Source organism: Pseudomonas sp. MWU12-3103b (genome assembly GCF_023100615.1).
Taxonomy (GTDB): Bacteria; Pseudomonadota; Gammaproteobacteria; order Pseudomonadales; family Pseudomonadaceae; genus Aquipseudomonas; species Aquipseudomonas putida_A.
In genome coordinates, this window is sequence record NZ_JALMEY010000002.1 from 1 (window position 1) to 17705 (window position 17705).

Here is a 17705-nt window from a genome sequence, read left to right on the forward strand (position 1 = left end):
AACTGCCTGCACCCAATCCCTCTGTAGGAGTGACCCTGCTCGCGATGGCGGTCTAGTAGCCGACCAATCTCCAACTGCCCACACCCAATCCAAATGTGGGAGCGGGCTTGCTCGCGAAGGCGGCCTGACAGCCGACCAATCTCCAACTGCCTGCACCCAATCCCACTGTAGGAGCGAGCTTGCTCGCGAAGAGGCCCGCCCAGCCACCCAACCTCTTTGCTCTGTTTAAAAATGTTCCAGATAACCAGAACCTTCCCACAAGGTTTTCAGGTTGCCCGTCGGAAGCGCGATCTCTAGCCTGAGTGTGTCGCTGCAAAAATCAGCGACCGGGTTTCGCAGCCCGGTTAAACTTCAGACGCACAGCGTCCACCATCCGAAAGCGGGCGCTTTTTTATGCCTGTGTCATGGCGGTTGTGCGCGGGATACCTTCGGGTATGCCGGGTGCCTGAAGTCCCGGTCTGCGAACCTGCGTACAGCTGCCACCTTACATTCGTTTCGCAGCGAACGGTGGCGGCTCCACTACTTCAGCAGTTCCACCATGTTCAAACACACCCCGAATCCCCCCGAATCCGCACCAGAAGCCACCCCCGGCCGACCAACCGACCCCGTCTCCCCCTACGCCTTCCTCGACTCGCGCAAGCTCCACGACGCAGCCCTGCGTGCGCTCGATCACTACCTTCTGCCCGAGCCTGAAAAACAGCCCAAACCCGTCACTCAGCCCAGCACAATCTTCACTGTTCTCCCCGAAGTCGATTCCGAAACCCTGCTGGCCCATGCCTGTGAAACGCTGGCCTCGGCCAATGTCATGGCCAGTGAGTTGGCGTTTACCCTGAGCGGTCCGACGTGCAGTCAGCTTCTCGGTATCCAGCAGATGATTTCGCTCGCGGAGCTGTCGGTTAACCGCGTCCTCGATCAAGTCGATCCGCAAGGCTGACACGCAACAAAAAGCCCGCTGACCTTCACGGGTTCAGCGGGCTTTTGCGTGCAACGGCAAGAATTACAAAGTGCCGAACACCTTTTTCGCCAGACCCGTCGCTGCAGCAGCCGGATTCTTGCGAATGGTTTCTTCCTGTTTGCCGATCATTTCGAACAGGCCATTGAGCGCTTGTTCGGTGACGTAGTTTTCGACGTTGGCGCTCTTCGCATCCACCACGCCGAGGGTCGCGGCCTGGCCGGCGAAGGCGTTGTACTTTTGTGCGACGCCGACTTTGTCGGTGGCTTGTTTGACGATGGGCAGGAACTTGGCGCGGATCTGTTCGCGGCTGGTTTTGTCCAGGTATTGGGTAGCCGAGTCAGTGCCGCCGCTGAGGATGCCCTTGGCGTCGGCCACGGTCATTTTCTTCACGGCGTCGACGAGGATCGGCTGGGCCTGGGTCACGGCGCTTTCCGCGGCTTTGTTCATCGCGGTTTCGAGTTCGTCGACCTGGGCGCCCATGCCGAAGGCTTTCATCTTGCCGGCGACTTTACCGAGTTTGCCCGGCAGTTCGATTTTCACTTCCGGGTTGTTGCTGAAGCCGCCCGGGGTGCCGAGTTGTTTGACGGCGATTTGCGCGCCTTGGGTCAGGGCGTCCTTGAGGCCGCCGGTGGCGTCTTGTTGCGAGAGGTCGCTGAGCGACAGTGCCAGGGCGCTGGCAGAGATCATCAAGCCCGCGCACAGGCCGGCGAAGCGAAGGGTAGGGCGGAGCATGGCAGCTTCCTTGAAAGACAATTAGCGAATGGCGTCGACGCGGATTTTCAGCGGCTGCGGATCGTTGCCGTCCAGTTGCACGGCGTGGTTCTCGGTGGTGATGAACATCAGCTCGCCGTTGACTTCGATGCGCGCGCTGACCGAGTAGCGGTGGCCGGGTTTGACCTGGGCCGGATCGTAACTCAAGTGGAACGGCAGCGGCACCTGGCCTTTGACCGGGCCTTTCTGTTCGTCGATGACCACCGCCGGTGCGTCGGCCAGCGACACGTCCTGCAGGCTCACGCTCAGGGTCGCGCTTGGTGGCAGGGCGATGCGTTGCAGGTAGAACACTTCGCCGTCGAGGCCGACTTTGCCGGCGGGGGTGGTCGACTGGCAGGCGCTCAACAGGGTGGCTGCGGCGAGAAGGGTGAGTTTTTTCATCGGGACCTCTGAGACGTTTGCGCCGGAAGAATCCCGGCGCCGAAGGAAATCTAGCGGATTTTGGTGCCAGCGTCAGTGAACAAACGTAAGGGTTTTTCCAGCCACTGCATTAATTTCTGAAACGACAGCGCGCTTGTGTTGGGCATAGCGGGAGCCAGTTCGACTTGTTCAGGTGAGATCACAAGACGTTGATGGTAGCGGTTTTCAATACCCGTCAGTGCATAGCGTTTACCGGGTATAACGCTGTCAGGATCATATTTCAGATAAAACCCGGAGACTGACTGTTCGTCCTGTTTGACATGCACCAGCTCAACTTCGGGAGACTCTGCTTCATGCAGACTGATGGTGACCGCTTCTTCTGGCGCAACAATTTCGGCTTCTTGAGCCTCGACATATAGAAAACCGATCGGGCTCAGGTGCAGGGTTTGGCGATGGGGAGTGTTGTTGACAGTGACGAAGTAGTCCTGCTCGATCAGCAAGGGTATTTGGTCATGAAGGATCTGCACATTGACTTGGTACCTGACGCCTACATCGCCGTAGTGATGAGGGAAGTCAAATTTCCAGCCGGCGTCGAAGATCGCAGCACGGTGCCAGTCCTTGATGTTAATAGGCGATTGGGAATTGAAAACTTTGACGCTAACAATGGTTTCATTGACACCATCGGCAGGCGCGTGGAATTCGGGCGGTAGACGGAAGTCCAGGATTACTGTGCAAGTTTCTTCGTTTAACAGGCTCATCTCGATATCCGTATCGTGATTGGTGGGTTGCGCCTATTAATCCATGAATCAACTAACGGGGCCATTGAAGTGCGCGCCCGTTAGTTGTCAGCAAGTTTCAGACTTGTGGTGTATCCGCTGTTTCGGCGGCATCTTCACTGCGATGCAAAGCCACCTGACGAATCGACAGACGAATCTCCGCCGGCAACACCCGTTTGGCAGCGCCTTCGGCCAGTTCGCCGAGCAGTTCGTGGTAGCTCAGCTTGCCCGCTTCGTCGCGGCGCAGCACGTCGAGGTCGAGCAGGGTCTGGATGAAGTGGCGGAACAGGCTCTTGTCGAAGAACTCCGGGGCGTTCAAACCGTGGAGGATCGACAGGCGCTGGGCCATGACCGTGCACAGGTCCTCCAGCTCCTCGGCGCTGATGCTGTTCTGGCCGCTGTTGAGCAGCAGGGACACGGTCATGTAGAAGCGCTGCAGGGTCTGCGCGATGCTTTTCGACAGCAGGGTCAGCAGCACAAAGTGCCGCGAACTTGGCGCCGGACGCATGTACACGTCCTTCTCGAAACGCAGCAGGCCTTGCTCGACGAAAGCTTCCAGCCATTGATCGACCACGCCGTCCAGTTCCTCCAGGCTCCAGCGAATGAACAGCTCCGATTGCAAGTACGGATACAACGCGCGGGTGTAGCGCAGGATCTGTTCGCGGCTCATGCGCGAGGTGCTCTGGAAGAAGCTCGCCAGCAGCGCCGGCAAGGCGAAGATGTGCAGCACGTTGTTGCGGTAGTAGGTCATCAGGACGGCGTTCTGCTCGTCCAGATAGAGAATCTTGCCCAGCGCATCGTTTTGCTCGGACAGCAGATCCATGTCCTTCACATGCTCGATCAGCGCGCGACCATCGCCTTCCGGCAGGGTCGTGTGCGGCGAGTAAGGGACTTTGCGCAGCAGCGCCAGATACAGATCCAGCACCCGCGCCATGGCCCGATCGTCCAGTGCCAGGCGGGTGGTCGACAGCAGCGCCAGCGCCACCAGATTGACCGGGTTGATCGCCGCTGCTTCGTTCAAGTGCTGCGCGACTTTCTCGCCGAGGCGGTTGGTGGTTTCGTTGAGCCATGCCGGTTTGTACTGCGGGCCGAGTTCCTGCTGGCGCCAGTCTGGCTGTTCGCTGTCGAGGAACTCCGCGAGTTTGATCGGCTCGCCGAAGTTCACCGCGACCTGACCGAAGCGCTGCTTGAGCGCACCGATGACTTTGAAAATGTCGAAGATCGACTCTTTCTTCTTGCTCGCGCCACGCAGTTCGCCGAGGTAGGTACGACCTTCCAGCACGCGCTCGTAACCGATGTACACCGGCACGAAAACGATCGGCATCCGCGACGAACGCAGGAAGCTGCGCATCGTGATCGCGAGCATGCCGGTTTTCGGTTGCAGCATGCGCCCGGTGCGCGAGCGGCCGCCCTCTACGAAGTATTCAACCGGGAAACCTTTGGTGAACAGGGTGTGCAGGTATTCGTTGAACACCGAGGTGTACAGCGGATTGCCCTTGAACGTGCGGCGCATGAAGAACGCGCCGCCACGGCGCAGCAGGCTGCCGATCACCGGCATGTTGAGGTTGATCCCGGCGGCGATATGCGGCGGGGTCAGGCCGTTGCGGAACAGCAAGTACGACAGCAACAGATAGTCGATGTGGCTGCGGTGGCACGGCACATAGATCACTTCGTGACCCTGGGCGACCTTCTGCACGCCTTCGATGTGGTTGACCTTGATCCCGTCGTAGATCTTGTTCCAGAACCAGCTCAGCACCACTTCGAGAAAACGGATCGCGGTGTAGGTGTAGTCCGAGGCGATCTCGTTGCCGTAACGCAGGGCCTGAGCCTTGGCTTTTTCCGGGGAGATGTTCTCGCGTTCGGCTTCGTCGAGGATCGCTTGCTTGACCAGTGGCTGGTTGAGCAGGCCTTTGACCAGATTACGACGGTGCGAGATGTCCGGGCCGATGACGGCGGCTTTCAGATTGCGGAAGTGCACGCGCAGGATGCGCTGGGCCATGCGTACGGTGCGTTCGTGGCCCTTGTTGTGGTCGATCAGTTCGCGCAGGTGGATCGGCGCCGAGAACTGCACGCGAGTCTTGCGCCCCAGAACGATGATGCTCAGCAGTCGACGCAAGCGCCCGGTGACCGCCCAGCTGTCGGCGAACAGCAGCTTCCACGGACTGTTTTCGCTGTCCGGCGACTGGCCCCAGAACACGCTGACCGGAATGATCTGCGCATCTTCGGCGGCGTTCTGGGTCAGGGCGCTGACCAGACGGGTCAGGGTCGGCGGTGCGCCGCGCTTGTCCTGACGACCGAGCCAGTCCGGATCCGGCGTCAGATAGAAAAACGCCGCCGGTTCGATCAACGGCCCCACCGACACCGGCAGCACCGGACGCGGCAGACCGGCCTTGGTGCACTCGGTGTCGACCACCGCCAGATCGGTGAGCGAAGGGTTTTGCAGGACGTAGAACACCGGACGACTGCGGTCGAGGTTGAGGGTGAACGACGACTGGTTGATCGTCTCCGAGCGAACCCAGAGGTACAACAGTCGGCGCAAGGTGCCAAACACAAGACGGCGGAACGGGGAACGGGTCATACGGCTTCTGCGTGAGTTGATAAAACCGAGCAGATGCTCGGGCGGTCGACAGTTTGCCGGATTCATCGAAAATCGGCAAAAAAGCGGCGAAGTAATCTCCTGTTGAGACTTTTTGCGCCTGTCATATACTCGGCAATCTGTCGCCGGGGCCCTTTATGGACGTCGGGCGCAGGCTGACGTTCCGCAAAGGCTTTCCTGCGAAAAGCCTGTTCAATAATAAAAAAGGAGTATGAACAGATGGCAACACGTGAAACCGGCAATGTGAAGTGGTTCAACGACGCCAAGGGCTACGGCTTCATTCAGCGCGACGACGGGGTGGACGTGTTCGTGCACTACCGCGCGATCCGTGGCGAAGGGCATCGCTCGCTGACTGAAGGTCAGCAGGTTGAATATGCGGTGGTGACCGGCGAGAAGGGTTTGCAGGCTGAGGATGTGGTAGGTCTGTAACACAACTCTCCAACCCCCCCCAAAAAAAACCAAATGTGGGAGCGGGCTTGCTCGCGAATGCGTAGTGTCATTCAGCACATCTGTAGCTGATACACCGCATTCGCGAGCAAGCCCGCTCCCACATTTGGATCTGCGTTGACTGTTGTTACGCGGTTTTCCAGGTGATCTCTTCTTCACCGTCGGCGCTGATGCGAATCCAGCGATCAGCCGTTTCCTCACCCTCTTCCTCGACCCACGTTCCCGGTGCGCAACGCACTTCGACGTTCAGCGCGGCGAAAGCTGCACGGGCGCAGGCGATGTCGTCGTCCCATGGGGTCGCATCGCTTTCCAGGTACAGGCTGTTCCACTTGCCCACGGCTTTCGGCAACCAGGTCACCGGGATGTTGCCGGCCTTGCACTTGTAGGTCTGGCCTTTCTGTACCCAGTCGCTGCACGGGCCCAGAGCCTCACCGAGCCAGGCGGAAATTGCCTTGTGGTCGACGTCGGCGTCTTTCAGGTAAATCTCGATATCCGGTTGGCGCATGGATGTCCTCACTGCGGGTCTGAAAAATCCATTCGCGGATTTAGCCGGCCCCGGGCACTTGCCCGAGACCAAAAGTTATTGAAGAACGAAATAATCGTAGCGCATCGACACGGTGGTCACGAACGGCTCGGCCTGTTCGATCACGGCGGTGCGGCGTTCGGCACTGGCGCGCCAGCCGTGGGGCGTCATCGCCAGCAGGTTGGCGCGATCCTCGGGCTTGTCCAGCGTCAGTTTGAATTCCAGGGTTTCGCTGTGCGCCAGCGCCATACCTTCGGGCACTAATGCCAGATGCTTGTCGTCGGTGTATTCGCGCACTTCGTCGTACAGGCGTTCGCGCAACTCCATCAGGTGGCCGCTGGTCGGGCCGACCTTCATCAGGCCGCCGCCGACGCTGAGCAGGCGCTTGGCTTCTGCCCAGTCCAGAGGGCTGAAAACGCTGGCGAGAAACTGGCAACTGCCCGATGCCAACGGCACGCGGGCCATGCTGGCGATCAACCAGGTGATTGCCGGATTACGCTTGCAGGCGCGTTTCACCGCCTCGCGGGAGATGTCCAGTGCGTAGCCATCGGCGTCCGGCAGGGCCTCGGCGATCTGTGCGGTGTAGTAACCCTCGCCACAGCCGATATCGACCCAGCGCGCTGGCGCATAACTCGCCGCCAGCTCGGCCAGACGCTTGGCCACCGGCGCGTAATGCCCGGCGTTCAGGAAGTCGCGGCGCGCCTCGACCATCGCCTGATTGTCGCCAGGGTCACGGCTGTTCTTGTGCTGCACCGGCAACAGATTCAGGTAGCCCTGACGCGCACGGTCGAAGCGGTGGCCTGCGGGGCAGACCACGCCGTTGTCGACGCTGTTCAGCGGTTCACTGCAGATCGGGCACGCGAGCATCAGGCGAGCAACTTGATCAGGGTCTGGTAGTAGATCTCGGTCAGCACGTCGAGATCGGCCGCCAGCACACGCTCGTTGACCTGGTGAATGGTCGCGTTGACCGGGCCCAGCTCAACCACTTGCGTACCCATGGTCGCGATGAAACGGCCGTCGGAGGTACCGCCGCTGGTCGACGCCTTGGTCTCGCGGCCGGTGATGTCCTTGATGCTCGACGACACCGCGTCGAGCAGCGCGCCCGGCTCGGTGAGGAACGGCAGACCGGACAGCGCCCAGTCGACGTGCCAGTCCAGATCGTGTTTGTCGAGGATGTCGGCCACGCGTTTCTGCAGGCCTTCGACGGTGGATTCGGTGGAGAAGCGGAAGTTGAACACCGCCACCAGATCACCCGGGATCACGTTGGTTGCGCCGGTGCCCGAGTTGAGGTTGGAAATCTGGAAACTGGTCGGCGGGAAGAAATCGTTGCCATGATCCCAGTGCTCGGCAGCCAGCTCGGCCAGCGCCGGGGCCGCGAGGTGGATCGGGTTCTTCGCCAGGTGCGGGTAGGCCACGTGACCCTGCACACCGCGCACGGTGAGCTTGGCGCCCAGCGAGCCGCGACGACCGTTTTTCACCACGTCACCGACCAGCGTGGTGCTCGACGGTTCGCCGACGATGCACCAGTCCAGACGTTCCTTGCGCGCCACCAGACGTTCAACCACCGCTTTGGTGCCGTGGTGCGCCGGGCCTTCTTCGTCGCTGGTGATGAGGAACGCGACCTTGCCTTTGTGGTTCGGGTAGTCGGCGACAAAACGCTCGGCGGCCACGGTCATCGACGCCAGGCTGCCTTTCATGTCCGCTGCGCCACGGCCGCAGAGCATGCCGTGTTCATCGATCACCGCGTTGAACGGGTCGATCTGCCAGGCGGTCACCGGACCGGTCGGCACCACGTCGGTGTGGCCGGCGAAGCACAGCACCGGGCCGTCGTCGTTGCCATGGGTGGCCCAGAAGTTGTCCACGTCCTCGATGCGCATCGGCTCGAGGGTGAAACCGGCATCGCCCAGGCGCTGCATCATCTGCTTCTGGCAATCGGCGTCGACCGGCGTCACGGACGGACGGCGGATCAGGTCGATGGCGAGTTGAAGGGTCGGCGAAAGGTCGGCGTGGGCCGTCATGGAAAACTCCGGAGTCATGAATGTGGGCGCGGACTGACTGTAGGAGTGAGCCTGCTCGCGATTGCGGTGTGTCAGTCAACTTAAACATTGATTGTTACACCGCAATCGCGAGCAGGCTCACTCCTACAGGGGATAGTGTTCGGTCAGTCAGACCGTTATCCCGCCAAGCCCCGCAAAATGGCGGTTATCTTAAAGCAAAACGGCGACCATTGGCCGCCGTTTAGTGGATCAAAGAGGAATTAGACGACAGGCGCCGGCTCAGGCGCAGCGGCCGGTTTCGGCAGCGACGAGAGGAACGCCATGATCAGCGCGGCCAGGTATGGCAGCGACTGCACCAGCAGCATTGCGACCCAGAAGCGCATGTCGTTGCTCGGAATGCCCTGCACCAGGTAGATCCCCAGCGCCGCGCCCCACAACAGCAGCATGATGAACAGCTCTTCCCGCGCTTCGGAAATCGCCACCCAGAAACCATGGTTGTCGGCGTTTTTCGGCGTGCGGAAGAACGGAATGCTGCTGGTGAAGAAGCCGTACAGCACCGCTTTGGCGATGGTGTGCGACAACGCCAGCCCGGCCAATGCCGCGCAGAACGCATCTTTGAGGTTCACGCCGACGGCGCGACGGTAGAGGAAGATGATCTTGCCGACCTTGAACACGAACAGCGCCAATGGCGGGATTGCGAAAATCAGCAGCGGCGGATCGACCCGTTGCGGCACGATGATCATCGCCGCCGACCACAACAGCGCGCCGACGGTGAAGAAGATGTTCATGCCGTCCGCGACCCACGGCAGCCATCCCGCGAGGAAGTGGTAACGCTGGCCACGGGTCAGCTCGGTGTCCTTGCCGCGCAGCAGGCTGCGGGTGTGGCGCTTGATGATCTGGATCGCGCCGTAGGCCCAGCGGAAACGCTGCTTCTTGAAGTCGATGAAGGTGTCCGGCATCAGACCCTTGCCGTAGCTGTCGTGGTAATACGCCGCCGACAGGCCTTTTTCGAACACGCGCAGGCCGAGTTCGGCGTCTTCACAGATGCACCAGTCGGCCCAGCCCAGCTCTTCCAGAACCGAACGCCGGGTCATGGTCATGGTGCCGTGCTGAATGATCGCGTCGCGGTCGTTACGGGTGACCATGCCGATGTGGAAGAAGCCTTTGTATTCGGCGTAGCAGAGCTTCTTGAAGGTGCTTTCGTTCTGGTCGCGGTAATCCTGCGGCGACTGCACCACGGCGATTTTCGGATCGGCGAAGTGCGGCACCATGTGCTTGAGCCAGTTCGGATGCACGCAGTAGTCGGAGTCGATCACCGCGATCACTTCGGCGTCCTTGGCGGTGTGCGGAATCAGGTAGTTCAGCGCACCGCCCTTGAACCCGGCCAGCGGTGATACGTGGAAGAACTTGAAGCGCGGGCCGAGGGTGGCGCAGTAGTCGCGCACCGGTTCCCAGACGGCTGGGTCTTTGGTGTTGTTGTCGATGATCAGGACTTCGTAGTCCGGGTAATCGAGGGCGGCCAAGGCATCGAGGGTCTGTTTGACCATCTCCGGCGGCTCGTTGTAGCAAGGGACGTGGATCGAGACTTTTGGTCTATAGTCCGAATCGCCCACCACCGGCAGGAATTCACGCCGGCGCTTGTGGGTCCAGACCGCTTCGGCCAGTTCATGCGCTTCGGTCAGCAACACGATAAACACCCCGAGCGCACCCAGTGCCAGTAGGAAACCCACCGTCAGGCTGAACCACGTGCTGTATTGCTGGCTGTAGTCGTAACCGATCCACACCAGCACCGAACCGCAAAGGAACGCGATAAAGGTCAGGAAGGTGCGGCCACGCTGGCGCAGGGCCGAGCCGTCGATCATCAGCAGGGTCAGCGACAGCAGCGCCAGCACCACCGAACCGATGGCCAGCACGCGCCATTGCGGGATGGCGACGACCGGGCCTTCGAAGTTGAATTTCTGCTGGCGCGCGGCGTTGAACACGCCCCAGTAGGCGCCCACCGAACCTTCGTCACTGGCCTTCCACGGCTGGTCGAACGCTTCGATCACGAAGTAGTTGAAGCCTTGGCGGTTGAGCTTGTTGACCAGTGTGCGCAGGTAGATCGCCTGATCGGCCGGCGACGCATCGGCGCCACCGCGCATGCGCCCGTTGCTCGGCCAGCCGACTTCGGACAGCAGCAGCGGCTTTTTCGGGAACAGCTTTTTCAGGTCACGGGCGCGGTCGAAGACGAACTGTCCGGCCTTGTCCACGGGGATGAATTCCCAGTACGGCAGGACGTGCGCAGCGATCAGGTCGACGTGCTTGGCCAGTTCCGGGTGTTCTTCCCAGACGTGCCACTGCTCGGAGGTGGTCACCGGCACTTTCACCGCCGCGCGCACGCGATCCAGCAGCACGCTCAGTTGCTCGGCAGTGATTTCCTTGCGGAAGATCGCCTCGTTACCGACCACCACGCGAACCACGCTGCGCGAAGTATTGGCCAGTTCGATGGCGCGCTGGATCTCGCGCTCGTTGCGTTCCTGATCGGGGCTGATCCAGATCCCGAGGGTCACGCGCAGACCGAATTCTTCCGCCAGTTTCGGGATGTCCTGCAGCGAACCGTCGACCGAGTAGATGCGGATGTTGTCCGTCAGCTTGCTCATGATCTCCAGGTCGCGGCGCATTTCGTCGTCAGTCGGATACTGATCCTTCTGCGGGAACTGGCCCTGCTGGAATGGCGAATAAGAGAAACCGGAGATCTGCTCCGGCCAGTTGGGCGCGGAGACCGGGCGATTGATCAGCGCCCAGAAACCGGTGAACAGGGCGGCGATTGCCAGAACCACCACCAGGTTGAGACCAAATTTACGCGATGACATAGCTATTTCGGGTTCCAAAGGCTGTGGAACGAAGGAACGGATCGGCTTACGCCAAAAGGGCGCGAATCCTACACCGGCAGTTCACTGCTCGTACACCGGGCAGGAAAATGCCCGACATTGGGCAGTCCAACCTGATTTAAGTTCTTTAGTAACAGCTTGTAAGAGAAAACTTTGTTATTCAGTTATAGCAATTCCCAGTGGCGAGGGAGCTTGCTCCCGCTGGACTGCGAAGCAGGCTGCTTTCAAAGGGCCGCTTCGTGACCCGGCGGGAGCAAGCTCCCTCGCCACAAGGCTTGCGCAAAACGGCGGCGTTCACCGTTCATAGCGTTAAAGATGCTCTTGGCCGCCGACGGCCCTATAATGCGCGCCGGTTTTTGGGGTAATGGTCATGAGTACAGAAGATCCGCGGTTTGCAGGCATCGCCCGTTTGTATGGCATCGAGGGCCTCGAGCGCCTGCGTGCGGCCCATGTGGCGATTGTCGGCGTCGGTGGCGTCGGTTCCTGGGCGGCGGAGGCCATGGCCCGTTGCGGCGTCGGCGAGATTTCGCTGTTCGACCTCGACGACGTCTGCGTCAGCAACGCCAACCGCCAGTTGCACGCGCTGGACAGCACCGTCGGCAAACCCAAGGTCGAAGTGATGGCCGAGCGCCTGCGCGGGATCAATCCGGATTGTACCGTGCATGCGGTGGCGGACTTCGTGACGCGCGACACCATGGCCGAGTACATCACGCCGAACATCGACTGCGTGATCGACTGCATCGACGCGGTCAACGCCAAGGCTGCGCTGATCGCCTGGTGCAAACGCCGCAAGATCCAGATCATCACCACCGGCGGTGCGGGTGGGCAGATCGATCCGACGCTGATTCAGGTCTGCGACCTCAACCGCACGTTCAACGACCCGCTGGCCTCGAAAGTGCGTTCGACGTTGCGTCGCGACTATGGCTTCTCGCGTACCGTGACTCGCCATTACAGCGTGCCGTGTGTGTTCTCCACCGAACAACTGCGCTATCCGAAACCGGACGGCAGCATCTGTTTGCAGAAGAGTTTTGTCGGCGACGGGGTGAAGCTCGACTGCGCCGGCGGGTTTGGCGCGGTGATGATGGTCACGGCGACGTTCGGCATGGTCGCGGCGACCAAGGCGGTGGACAAGATTGTGGCGGGTGTGCGGCGCCCGGCGGATCGGGTCAAGCCTCAGGCTTGAGGTTGTCAGTGATGGCCTCTTCGCGAGCAAGCCCGCTCCCACGTTGGATCTGTGGCGTTCACAAATCCCCTGTGGGAGCGGGCTTGCTCGCGAAGGCGATCAGCCTGCCAACTCATTCATGCGCTTGAGCACGGCATTCAAGCCATTACTGCGCGACGGCGACAATTGCCGCGACAGCCCCAGTTGATTGAACCACTCGGGCAAATCCACCTGCCGCAACTCGGCAGCGCTCAAGCCGTTGACCCGCAACAGCAGCAACGCCACCAACCCACGAATCATCCGCGCATCGCTGGCAGCGCTGAACTGCCAGTGACCGTCCTGCAACTCACCCACCAGCCACATTTGGCTCTCACAGCCATGCACGCGATTGGCTTCACATTTGTCCGCGTCATCCAGCGGCGGCAGACGATCGCCAAACTGCATCAGCAACCGTGCGCGCTGTTCCCAGCCGGCAGCATTCTGAAAGGTCTGCAGCGCTTCGGCAGCGGCGAGCGGCAGGCTCATCGCAGCAACTCCAGGGCCTGATCCAGCGCTTCGAAGAAACGCTCCAGATCCTCGGAATCGTTGTACAGCGCCAGCGACACACGAATAGCGCCGGCCAGTTCGAAGCTTTTCAGCAACGGCATGGCGCAGTGATGCCCGGCGCGCACGGCGATACCTTGCTCGGTCAGCAAGTGCGCCAGATCGGCGTTGTGCACACCCTCGACGACGAAACTCGCCAGCGCCAATTGCGGCTTGCCCAGCAGACGAATGCCGTTGCGCGCGGCCAGGCCTTGCAGCAGGTAGGCGTGCAGCGCCGCTTCGTGGGCCGACACCGCGTCCTGATCCAGCCCGGCCAGATAATCGAGGGTCGCGCCGAGGCCGATCACGCTGGCAATCGGCGGCGTGCCCGCCTCGAAACCCAGCGGGGCAGGGCGGAAGCGTGAATCGTGATAATTGGCTTCCAGCACCATTTCGCCGCCGAACTGCCACGGCTGCAGTTGCTCAAGCGCCTTGGTGCGCCCGAACAGCACGCCGAGACCATCGGGGCCGTACAGCTTGTGGCTGGAAAACACATAAAAGTCGCAACCCAGCGCCTGCACGTCGTGGCGACCGTGCACCACACCTTGCGCGCCATCGACCACGGTCAGCGCGTTGTGCGCCTTGGCCATCGCCAACAGCGCCGGCAACGGTTGCCAGGCACCGAGCACGTTGGACAGCTGACTGACCGCCAGCAAGCGCGTGCGCGGGGTGATCAGGCGCACAGCCGTGCCGAGGTCGATCACGCCGTCGGCGTCCAGCGGCAGGATCACCAGTTTCAGGTTGCGACGTTGCGCCAGCTGCTGCCACGGCAGCAGGTTGGCGTGATGCTCCAGGGCGCTGATGACAATTTCATCGCCCGGTTGGAAAAGATGTTCCAGGCCATAGGCCAGGAGATTCAGCGCACTGGTGGCGCCATGGGTGAAGATGATCTGCCCGCTGTCACCGGCATTCAGCCACTGGGCAACCTTGAGCCGACTGTCTTCGAACGCCTGCGTCGCGTGGGCGCCGGGCAGATGCTGCGCACGATGCACATTGGCTGCGCCGTTGGCGTAGTAATGCGTCAACGCGTCGAGCAGGGCCTGGGGTTTTTGCGTAGTGGCGGCGTTGTCCAGATAGGTCTGGTCTTGCCGTTGCAGGGCGGCGATGGCCGGAAAGTCGGCGCGCCAGGGGGAGGGAATCATCACAGTTTTCAGCCCTGGTGAAGAGGGGCGGGATGTACGCCGAACCTTGTGGGAGCGGGCTTGCTCGCGAATGCGTCCTGTCAGTCAATAAGTTGCTGAATGACACTACGCCTTCGCGAGCAAGCCCGCTCCCACAGGGGGGATCATGTGGCTGCTTAGTTGTGAGCGTGCAGCGCTTCGTTCAGCTCGATCGCCGATTTGTGGGTCTTGCACTCCACGGCACCGGTTTCCGAGTTGCGACGGAACAGCAGGTCGGTCTGACCGGCCAGCTCGCGCGCCTTCACCACCTTGACCAGGTTGTTGTGCTCGTCCAACAGCGCGACCTTGGTGCCGGCGGTCACGTACAGGCCCGACTCGACGGTGTTGCGGTCGCCCAACGGGATACCGATACCGGCGTTGGCGCCGATCAGGCAGCCTTCACCCACCTTGATCACGATGTTGCCGCCGCCCGACAGGGTGCCCATGGTCGAGCAGCCGCCGCCCAGGTCCGAACCCTTGCCGACGAACACGCCAGCGGACACGCGGCCTTCGATCATGCCTGGGCCTTCGGTGCCGGCGTTGAAGTTGATGAAGCCTTCGTGCATCACGGTGGTGCCTTCGCCCACGTAAGCGCCCAGACGCAGACGTGCCGCGTCAGCGATACGCACGCCGGCCGGAACCACGTAGTCGGTCATTTTCGGGAACTTGTCCACCGAGAACACTTCCAGCAGCTCGCCGCGCAGACGCGCTTCCAGTTGCAGTTCGGCCAGTTCGCTCAGGTCGATTGCACCCTGGCTGGTCCAGGCCACGTTCGGCAGCAGCGGGAAGATCCCGGCCAGGCTTACGCCGTGCGGCTTGACCAGACGATGCGACAGCAGGTGCAGCTTGAGGTACGCCTCAGGCGTCGAGGTCAGTTGTGTGTCTTCGGCCAGCAGGGTGGCGACCAGTGGCTTGTGGCTCTCGGCCAGACGGGTCAGCAGCTTGCCTTGAACGGCGTCGATGCCTTTGACCGCTTCAGCCAGTTGCGCAGCCTGTGCAGTGGTGAAGGTGATGGCCTGGTTGCCTTCGGTGTAACCGAGGATCGGCGCAACAGCGGCGACCAGTTCGGCCGACGGGTTGAGCAGTGGCTGAGCGTAGAACACTTCCAGCCAGGCGCCTTGACGGTTTTGCGTGCCGACACCAAAGGCGATGCTGAACAGAGAGTTGGACATGTGAATACCTCTAGCAATAATTGACGGGCTGCTTACTTGAGTGCGGCCGCGTAGATGTCTGGCTTGAAGCCAATCAGGGTTCGGTCACCGAGATCGAGCACCGGGCGCTTGATCATCGAGGGTTGAGCGAGCATCAGTTCGATGGCTTTCGACTGGTCGAGATCGGCTTTACGTTCGTCGTCGAGTTTGCGAAAGGTCGTGCCTGCACGGTTCAACACCGTTTGCCAGCCGTGCTCGTCACACCATTGGGTCAGGTGCTCACGGTCGATGCCGGCGGTTTTGTAGTCGTGGAAGTCGTAGCTGACAGCGTGTTCATCGAGCCAGGTGCGCGCCTTCTTCATGGTGTCGCAGGCTTTGATGCCGAAAAGGTGCAACGTTTTACTTGAAACGGTCAAGGAATCGCCCCCTTTACAGGTGCTGGAAAAAAATGGTGTCGGATTATGCCATGACCAAACGGTTTCGCGGCGCCGAGGTTTATCTGCTTGCAGATTACCCTGTGGGAGCGGGCTTGCTCGCGAAAGGGCCGTGTCAGTCGAAATCATTGCTCAATGACCCACCGCATTCGCGAGCAAGCCCGCTCCCACAAGGGGATTTGCGACAGGGCTGCGACATAGGTGCAACGGTCAGACGCATCCTAAGCGGCTAATATGGCAGTTCAACGCTGTCGATTGTCTGAGATTTCCGCTTTATGCAAACCGCTTATACCGTCCTGATCCTGCTGATGCTGGTCAGCGTCTCCCGGCTGGTCGGACGGGTCATCCCGCTGCCGCTGCCCCTCGTGCAAATCGCCGCCGGTGCCTTGCTGGCCTGGCCGACACTGGGCCTGCACGTCGCGCTGGACCCCGAATTGTTCCTGTTTCTGTTCCTGCCGCCGCTGCTGTTTTCCGACGGTTGGCGCATGCCCAAACGCGAGTTCTGGCATCTGCGCGGGCCGATCCTGACGCTGGCGGTTGGCCTGGTGCTGTTCACCGTGGTCGGCGCCGGGTACTTCATTCACTGGCTGTTGCCGAGCATTCCGCTGCCGGTGGCCTTCGCGCTGGCCGCCGTGCTCTCGCCGACCGACGCCGTGGCGGTCTCGGCGATCTCGCAGAACCGCTTGCCGACACCGCTGATGCACATCCTGCAAGGCGAGGCGTTGATGAACGATGCCTCGGGTCTGGTGACGTTCAAGTTTGCCTTGGTGGCGGCGGTGACCGGGGTGTTCTCGCTGGCCAATGCCAGCCTGACGTTCGTACTGGTGGCGGTCGGGGGCTTGGCCGTCGGCGTCGCGCTGAGCTGGCTGGTCGGGCGCTTGCGCGCGTGGATGATTGCCCGGGGCTGGGACGATCCGGCCACTCACGTGGTGTTCATGTTGCTGCTGCCGTTCGCCGCCTATGTATTGGCCGAGCGACTGGGCGCTTCGGGGATTCTTTCGGCTGTCGCGGCGGGGATGATGCAGAGCTGGCTCGATCTGCTGCCGCGGCAGACCAGCACCCGGCTACTCAATCGCAGCGTCTGGTCATTGCTCGAATTTGCCTTCAACGGTCTGATCTTCCTGCTGCTGGGTCTGCAATTGCCGGACATCATCAAAGCGGTGGTCAGCCACGAACCGACGTTGTGGCCGACGCTGATGTATCGCGGCCTCGACGTGGTGGCGATTTTTCTCGCGCTGGTGCTGTTGCGCTTTATCTGGGTACAGAGCATCTGGCGCCTGTCGGTACTGCTGCGACGGCTGCGCGGCAAGGGCGACTTGACGCAAGTGCCGACCGCGCGATCCTGCTGGTTGCTGACTGTCGGCGGAGTGCGCGGGGCGGTGACGCTGGCCGGTGTGATGTCGGTGCCGATGTTGATGGGTAGCGAGGCGTTCCCAGAGCGTGATCTGCTGATCTTCATCGCCGCCGGGGTGATTCTGTTGTCGCTGATTTGCGCCTGCATCGCCTTGCCGTTGCTGCTGCGTGGCATCGAGAAAAGCCCGGACGACAAACGTCGTCAGGAAGTGCGCGACGCCTGGCGCAAGACCGCCGAGGCGGCGATCCATGCGCTGGAAACCGAAGAGGTCGGCCCGCAGGATGCGGCGCAGGCCGCACTCTCGGCGGAACTCAAGGCGCGGATCATGTCCGAGTATCGTCATCAGCTCGACGTGTTCAATGATTCGGCCGAAGCCCAGGCGCTGGCGTTCCAGATGGATCTGCTGGAACGCCGCTTGCGCTTGAAGGCGTTGCGGGCGCAACGCCTGGAGCTGTATAGCCTCAGCCGTCAGCACCAGATCGGTGATGACGTGTTGCGTGAGGTATTGGGTGAGCTGGATTTGAGTGAGGCGAATCTGGGTCAGGTCAAATAGCCCGACACGGACCT

The 17705-nt window shown here is 61.3% G+C and carries 16 protein-coding genes; 4 read left to right on the forward strand and 12 right to left on the reverse strand.

What is annotated here, in order from left to right; translation table 11 throughout:
* Positions 1-538: 538 nt before the first annotated feature.
* Positions 539-934 (forward strand): DUF6124 family protein, encoded by a 396-nt coding sequence (locus M0808_RS03700; protein WP_247839968.1) that lies wholly within the window; start codon positions 539-541, stop codon positions 932-934.
* 63 nt (positions 935-997) lie between these two features.
* Here M0808_RS03700 and M0808_RS03705 read toward each other — a convergent pair whose 3' ends face one another.
* The 4 genes from M0808_RS03705 to plsB all read right to left on the reverse strand — a co-directional run bounded on the left by M0808_RS03705 (position 998) and on the right by plsB (position 5440).
* On the reverse strand, positions 998-1687 hold the full coding sequence (locus tag M0808_RS03705; RefSeq protein ID WP_086792179.1) for a DUF4197 domain-containing protein: 690 nt from the start codon (positions 1685-1687) through the stop codon (positions 998-1000).
* A gap of 21 nt (positions 1688-1708) precedes the next feature.
* Positions 1709-2107, reverse strand: coding sequence for a YbaY family lipoprotein (locus M0808_RS03710; RefSeq protein WP_098967439.1), 399 nt, complete (start codon positions 2105-2107; stop codon positions 1709-1711).
* 50 nt (positions 2108-2157) lie between these two features.
* Entirely contained in the window at positions 2158-2844 is a 687-nt protein-coding gene (locus tag M0808_RS03715) for a hypothetical protein (RefSeq protein ID WP_098967441.1), read from the reverse strand.
* Positions 2845-2941: 97 nt separating this feature from the next.
* Positions 2942-5440, reverse strand: coding sequence for a glycerol-3-phosphate 1-O-acyltransferase PlsB (gene plsB / locus M0808_RS03720; protein WP_210558109.1), 2499 nt, complete (start codon positions 5438-5440; stop codon positions 2942-2944).
* 237 nt (positions 5441-5677) lie between these two features.
* Here plsB and M0808_RS03725 point away from each other — a divergent pair, with 237 nt between their 5' ends.
* Positions 5678-5887 (forward strand): cold-shock protein, encoded by a 210-nt coding sequence (locus M0808_RS03725; RefSeq protein ID WP_003222087.1) that lies wholly within the window; start codon positions 5678-5680, stop codon positions 5885-5887.
* Between the two features lie 145 nt (positions 5888-6032).
* Here the strand turns inward: M0808_RS03725 and M0808_RS03730 are convergent, their stop codons facing one another.
* The 4 genes from M0808_RS03730 to M0808_RS03745 all read right to left on the reverse strand — a co-directional run bounded on the left by M0808_RS03730 (position 6033) and on the right by M0808_RS03745 (position 11277).
* Positions 6033-6410 carry a hypothetical protein gene (locus tag M0808_RS03730; protein ID WP_007964251.1) on the reverse strand — a complete coding sequence of 126 codons (378 nt, stop codon included), beginning with the start codon at positions 6408-6410 and terminating at the stop codon, positions 6033-6035.
* A gap of 75 nt (positions 6411-6485) precedes the next feature.
* Positions 6486-7295 carry a putative RNA methyltransferase gene (locus tag M0808_RS03735; protein WP_247839970.1) on the reverse strand — a complete coding sequence of 270 codons (810 nt, stop codon included), beginning with the start codon at positions 7293-7295 and terminating at the stop codon, positions 6486-6488.
* Entirely contained in the window at positions 7295-8446 is a 1152-nt protein-coding gene (gene dapE, locus M0808_RS03740) for a succinyl-diaminopimelate desuccinylase (RefSeq protein ID WP_247839972.1), read from the reverse strand. Before dapE ends, M0808_RS03735 begins: the two co-directional genes overlap by 1 nt.
* A 239-nt stretch (positions 8447-8685) precedes the next feature.
* Complete coding sequence (locus M0808_RS03745) at positions 8686-11277, reverse strand: glycosyltransferase (RefSeq protein ID WP_247839974.1); 2592 nt, start codon at positions 11275-11277, stop codon at positions 8686-8688.
* 382 nt (positions 11278-11659) lie between these two features.
* Between M0808_RS03745 and tcdA the strand changes: the two genes are divergently transcribed.
* Complete coding sequence (gene tcdA / locus M0808_RS03750) at positions 11660-12478, forward strand: tRNA cyclic N6-threonylcarbamoyladenosine(37) synthase TcdA (RefSeq protein WP_039762445.1); 819 nt, start codon at positions 11660-11662, stop codon at positions 12476-12478.
* A 99-nt stretch (positions 12479-12577) separates the two neighbouring features.
* Here tcdA and M0808_RS03755 read toward each other — a convergent pair whose 3' ends face one another.
* The 4 genes from M0808_RS03755 to M0808_RS03770 all read right to left on the reverse strand — a co-directional run bounded on the left by M0808_RS03755 (position 12578) and on the right by M0808_RS03770 (position 15766).
* On the reverse strand, positions 12578-12982 hold the full coding sequence (locus M0808_RS03755; protein WP_115988119.1) for a SufE family protein: 405 nt from the start codon (positions 12980-12982) through the stop codon (positions 12578-12580).
* Entirely contained in the window at positions 12979-14184 is a 1206-nt protein-coding gene (locus tag M0808_RS03760; RefSeq protein ID WP_247839976.1) for a cysteine desulfurase, read from the reverse strand. Before M0808_RS03760 ends, M0808_RS03755 begins: the two co-directional genes overlap by 4 nt.
* Positions 14185-14336: 152 nt before the next feature.
* Positions 14337-15371 (reverse strand): 2,3,4,5-tetrahydropyridine-2,6-dicarboxylate N-succinyltransferase, encoded by a 1035-nt coding sequence (gene dapD, locus M0808_RS03765; RefSeq protein WP_085697324.1) that lies wholly within the window; start codon positions 15369-15371, stop codon positions 14337-14339.
* Positions 15372-15403: 32 nt separating this feature from the next.
* Complete coding sequence (locus M0808_RS03770; protein WP_003222107.1) at positions 15404-15766, reverse strand: ArsC family reductase; 363 nt, start codon at positions 15764-15766, stop codon at positions 15404-15406.
* 293 nt (positions 15767-16059) lie between these two features.
* On the opposite strand from M0808_RS03770, the gene M0808_RS03775 reads away from it, so the two are divergent.
* Complete coding sequence (locus M0808_RS03775; RefSeq protein ID WP_202369579.1) at positions 16060-17691, forward strand: Na+/H+ antiporter; 1632 nt, start codon at positions 16060-16062, stop codon at positions 17689-17691.
* Positions 17692-17705: the final 14 nt, after the last annotated feature.

Excerpts from the sequence above, each read along its gene's own strand:
- M0808_RS03700 (WP_247839968.1), top strand. The coding sequence starts at position 539 with ATGTTCAAACACACCCCGAATCCCCCCGAATCCGCACCAGAAGCCACC.
- M0808_RS03705 (WP_086792179.1), bottom strand. The coding sequence starts at position 1,687 with ATGCTCCGCCCTACCCTTCGCTTCGCCGGCCTGTGCGCGGGCTTGATG.
- M0808_RS03710 (WP_098967439.1), bottom strand. The coding sequence starts at position 2,107 with ATGAAAAAACTCACCCTTCTCGCCGCAGCCACCCTGTTGAGCGCCTGC.
- M0808_RS03715 (WP_098967441.1), bottom strand. The coding sequence starts at position 2,844 with ATGAGCCTGTTAAACGAAGAAACTTGCACAGTAATCCTGGACTTCCGT.
- plsB (WP_210558109.1), bottom strand. The coding sequence starts at position 5,440 with ATGACCCGTTCCCCGTTCCGCCGTCTTGTGTTTGGCACCTTGCGCCGA.
- M0808_RS03725 (WP_003222087.1), top strand. The coding sequence starts at position 5,678 with ATGGCAACACGTGAAACCGGCAATGTGAAGTGGTTCAACGACGCCAAG.
- M0808_RS03730 (WP_007964251.1), bottom strand. The coding sequence starts at position 6,410 with ATGCGCCAACCGGATATCGAGATTTACCTGAAAGACGCCGACGTCGAC.
- M0808_RS03735 (WP_247839970.1), bottom strand. The coding sequence starts at position 7,295 with ATGCTCGCGTGCCCGATCTGCAGTGAACCGCTGAACAGCGTCGACAAC.
- dapE (WP_247839972.1), bottom strand. The coding sequence starts at position 8,446 with ATGACGGCCCACGCCGACCTTTCGCCGACCCTTCAACTCGCCATCGAC.
- M0808_RS03745 (WP_247839974.1), bottom strand. The coding sequence starts at position 11,277 with ATGTCATCGCGTAAATTTGGTCTCAACCTGGTGGTGGTTCTGGCAATC.
- tcdA (WP_039762445.1), top strand. The coding sequence starts at position 11,660 with ATGGTCATGAGTACAGAAGATCCGCGGTTTGCAGGCATCGCCCGTTTG.
- M0808_RS03755 (WP_115988119.1), bottom strand. The coding sequence starts at position 12,982 with ATGAGCCTGCCGCTCGCCGCTGCCGAAGCGCTGCAGACCTTTCAGAAT.
- dapD (WP_085697324.1), bottom strand. The coding sequence starts at position 15,371 with ATGTCCAACTCTCTGTTCAGCATCGCCTTTGGTGTCGGCACGCAAAAC.
- M0808_RS03775 (WP_202369579.1), top strand. The coding sequence starts at position 16,060 with ATGCAAACCGCTTATACCGTCCTGATCCTGCTGATGCTGGTCAGCGTC.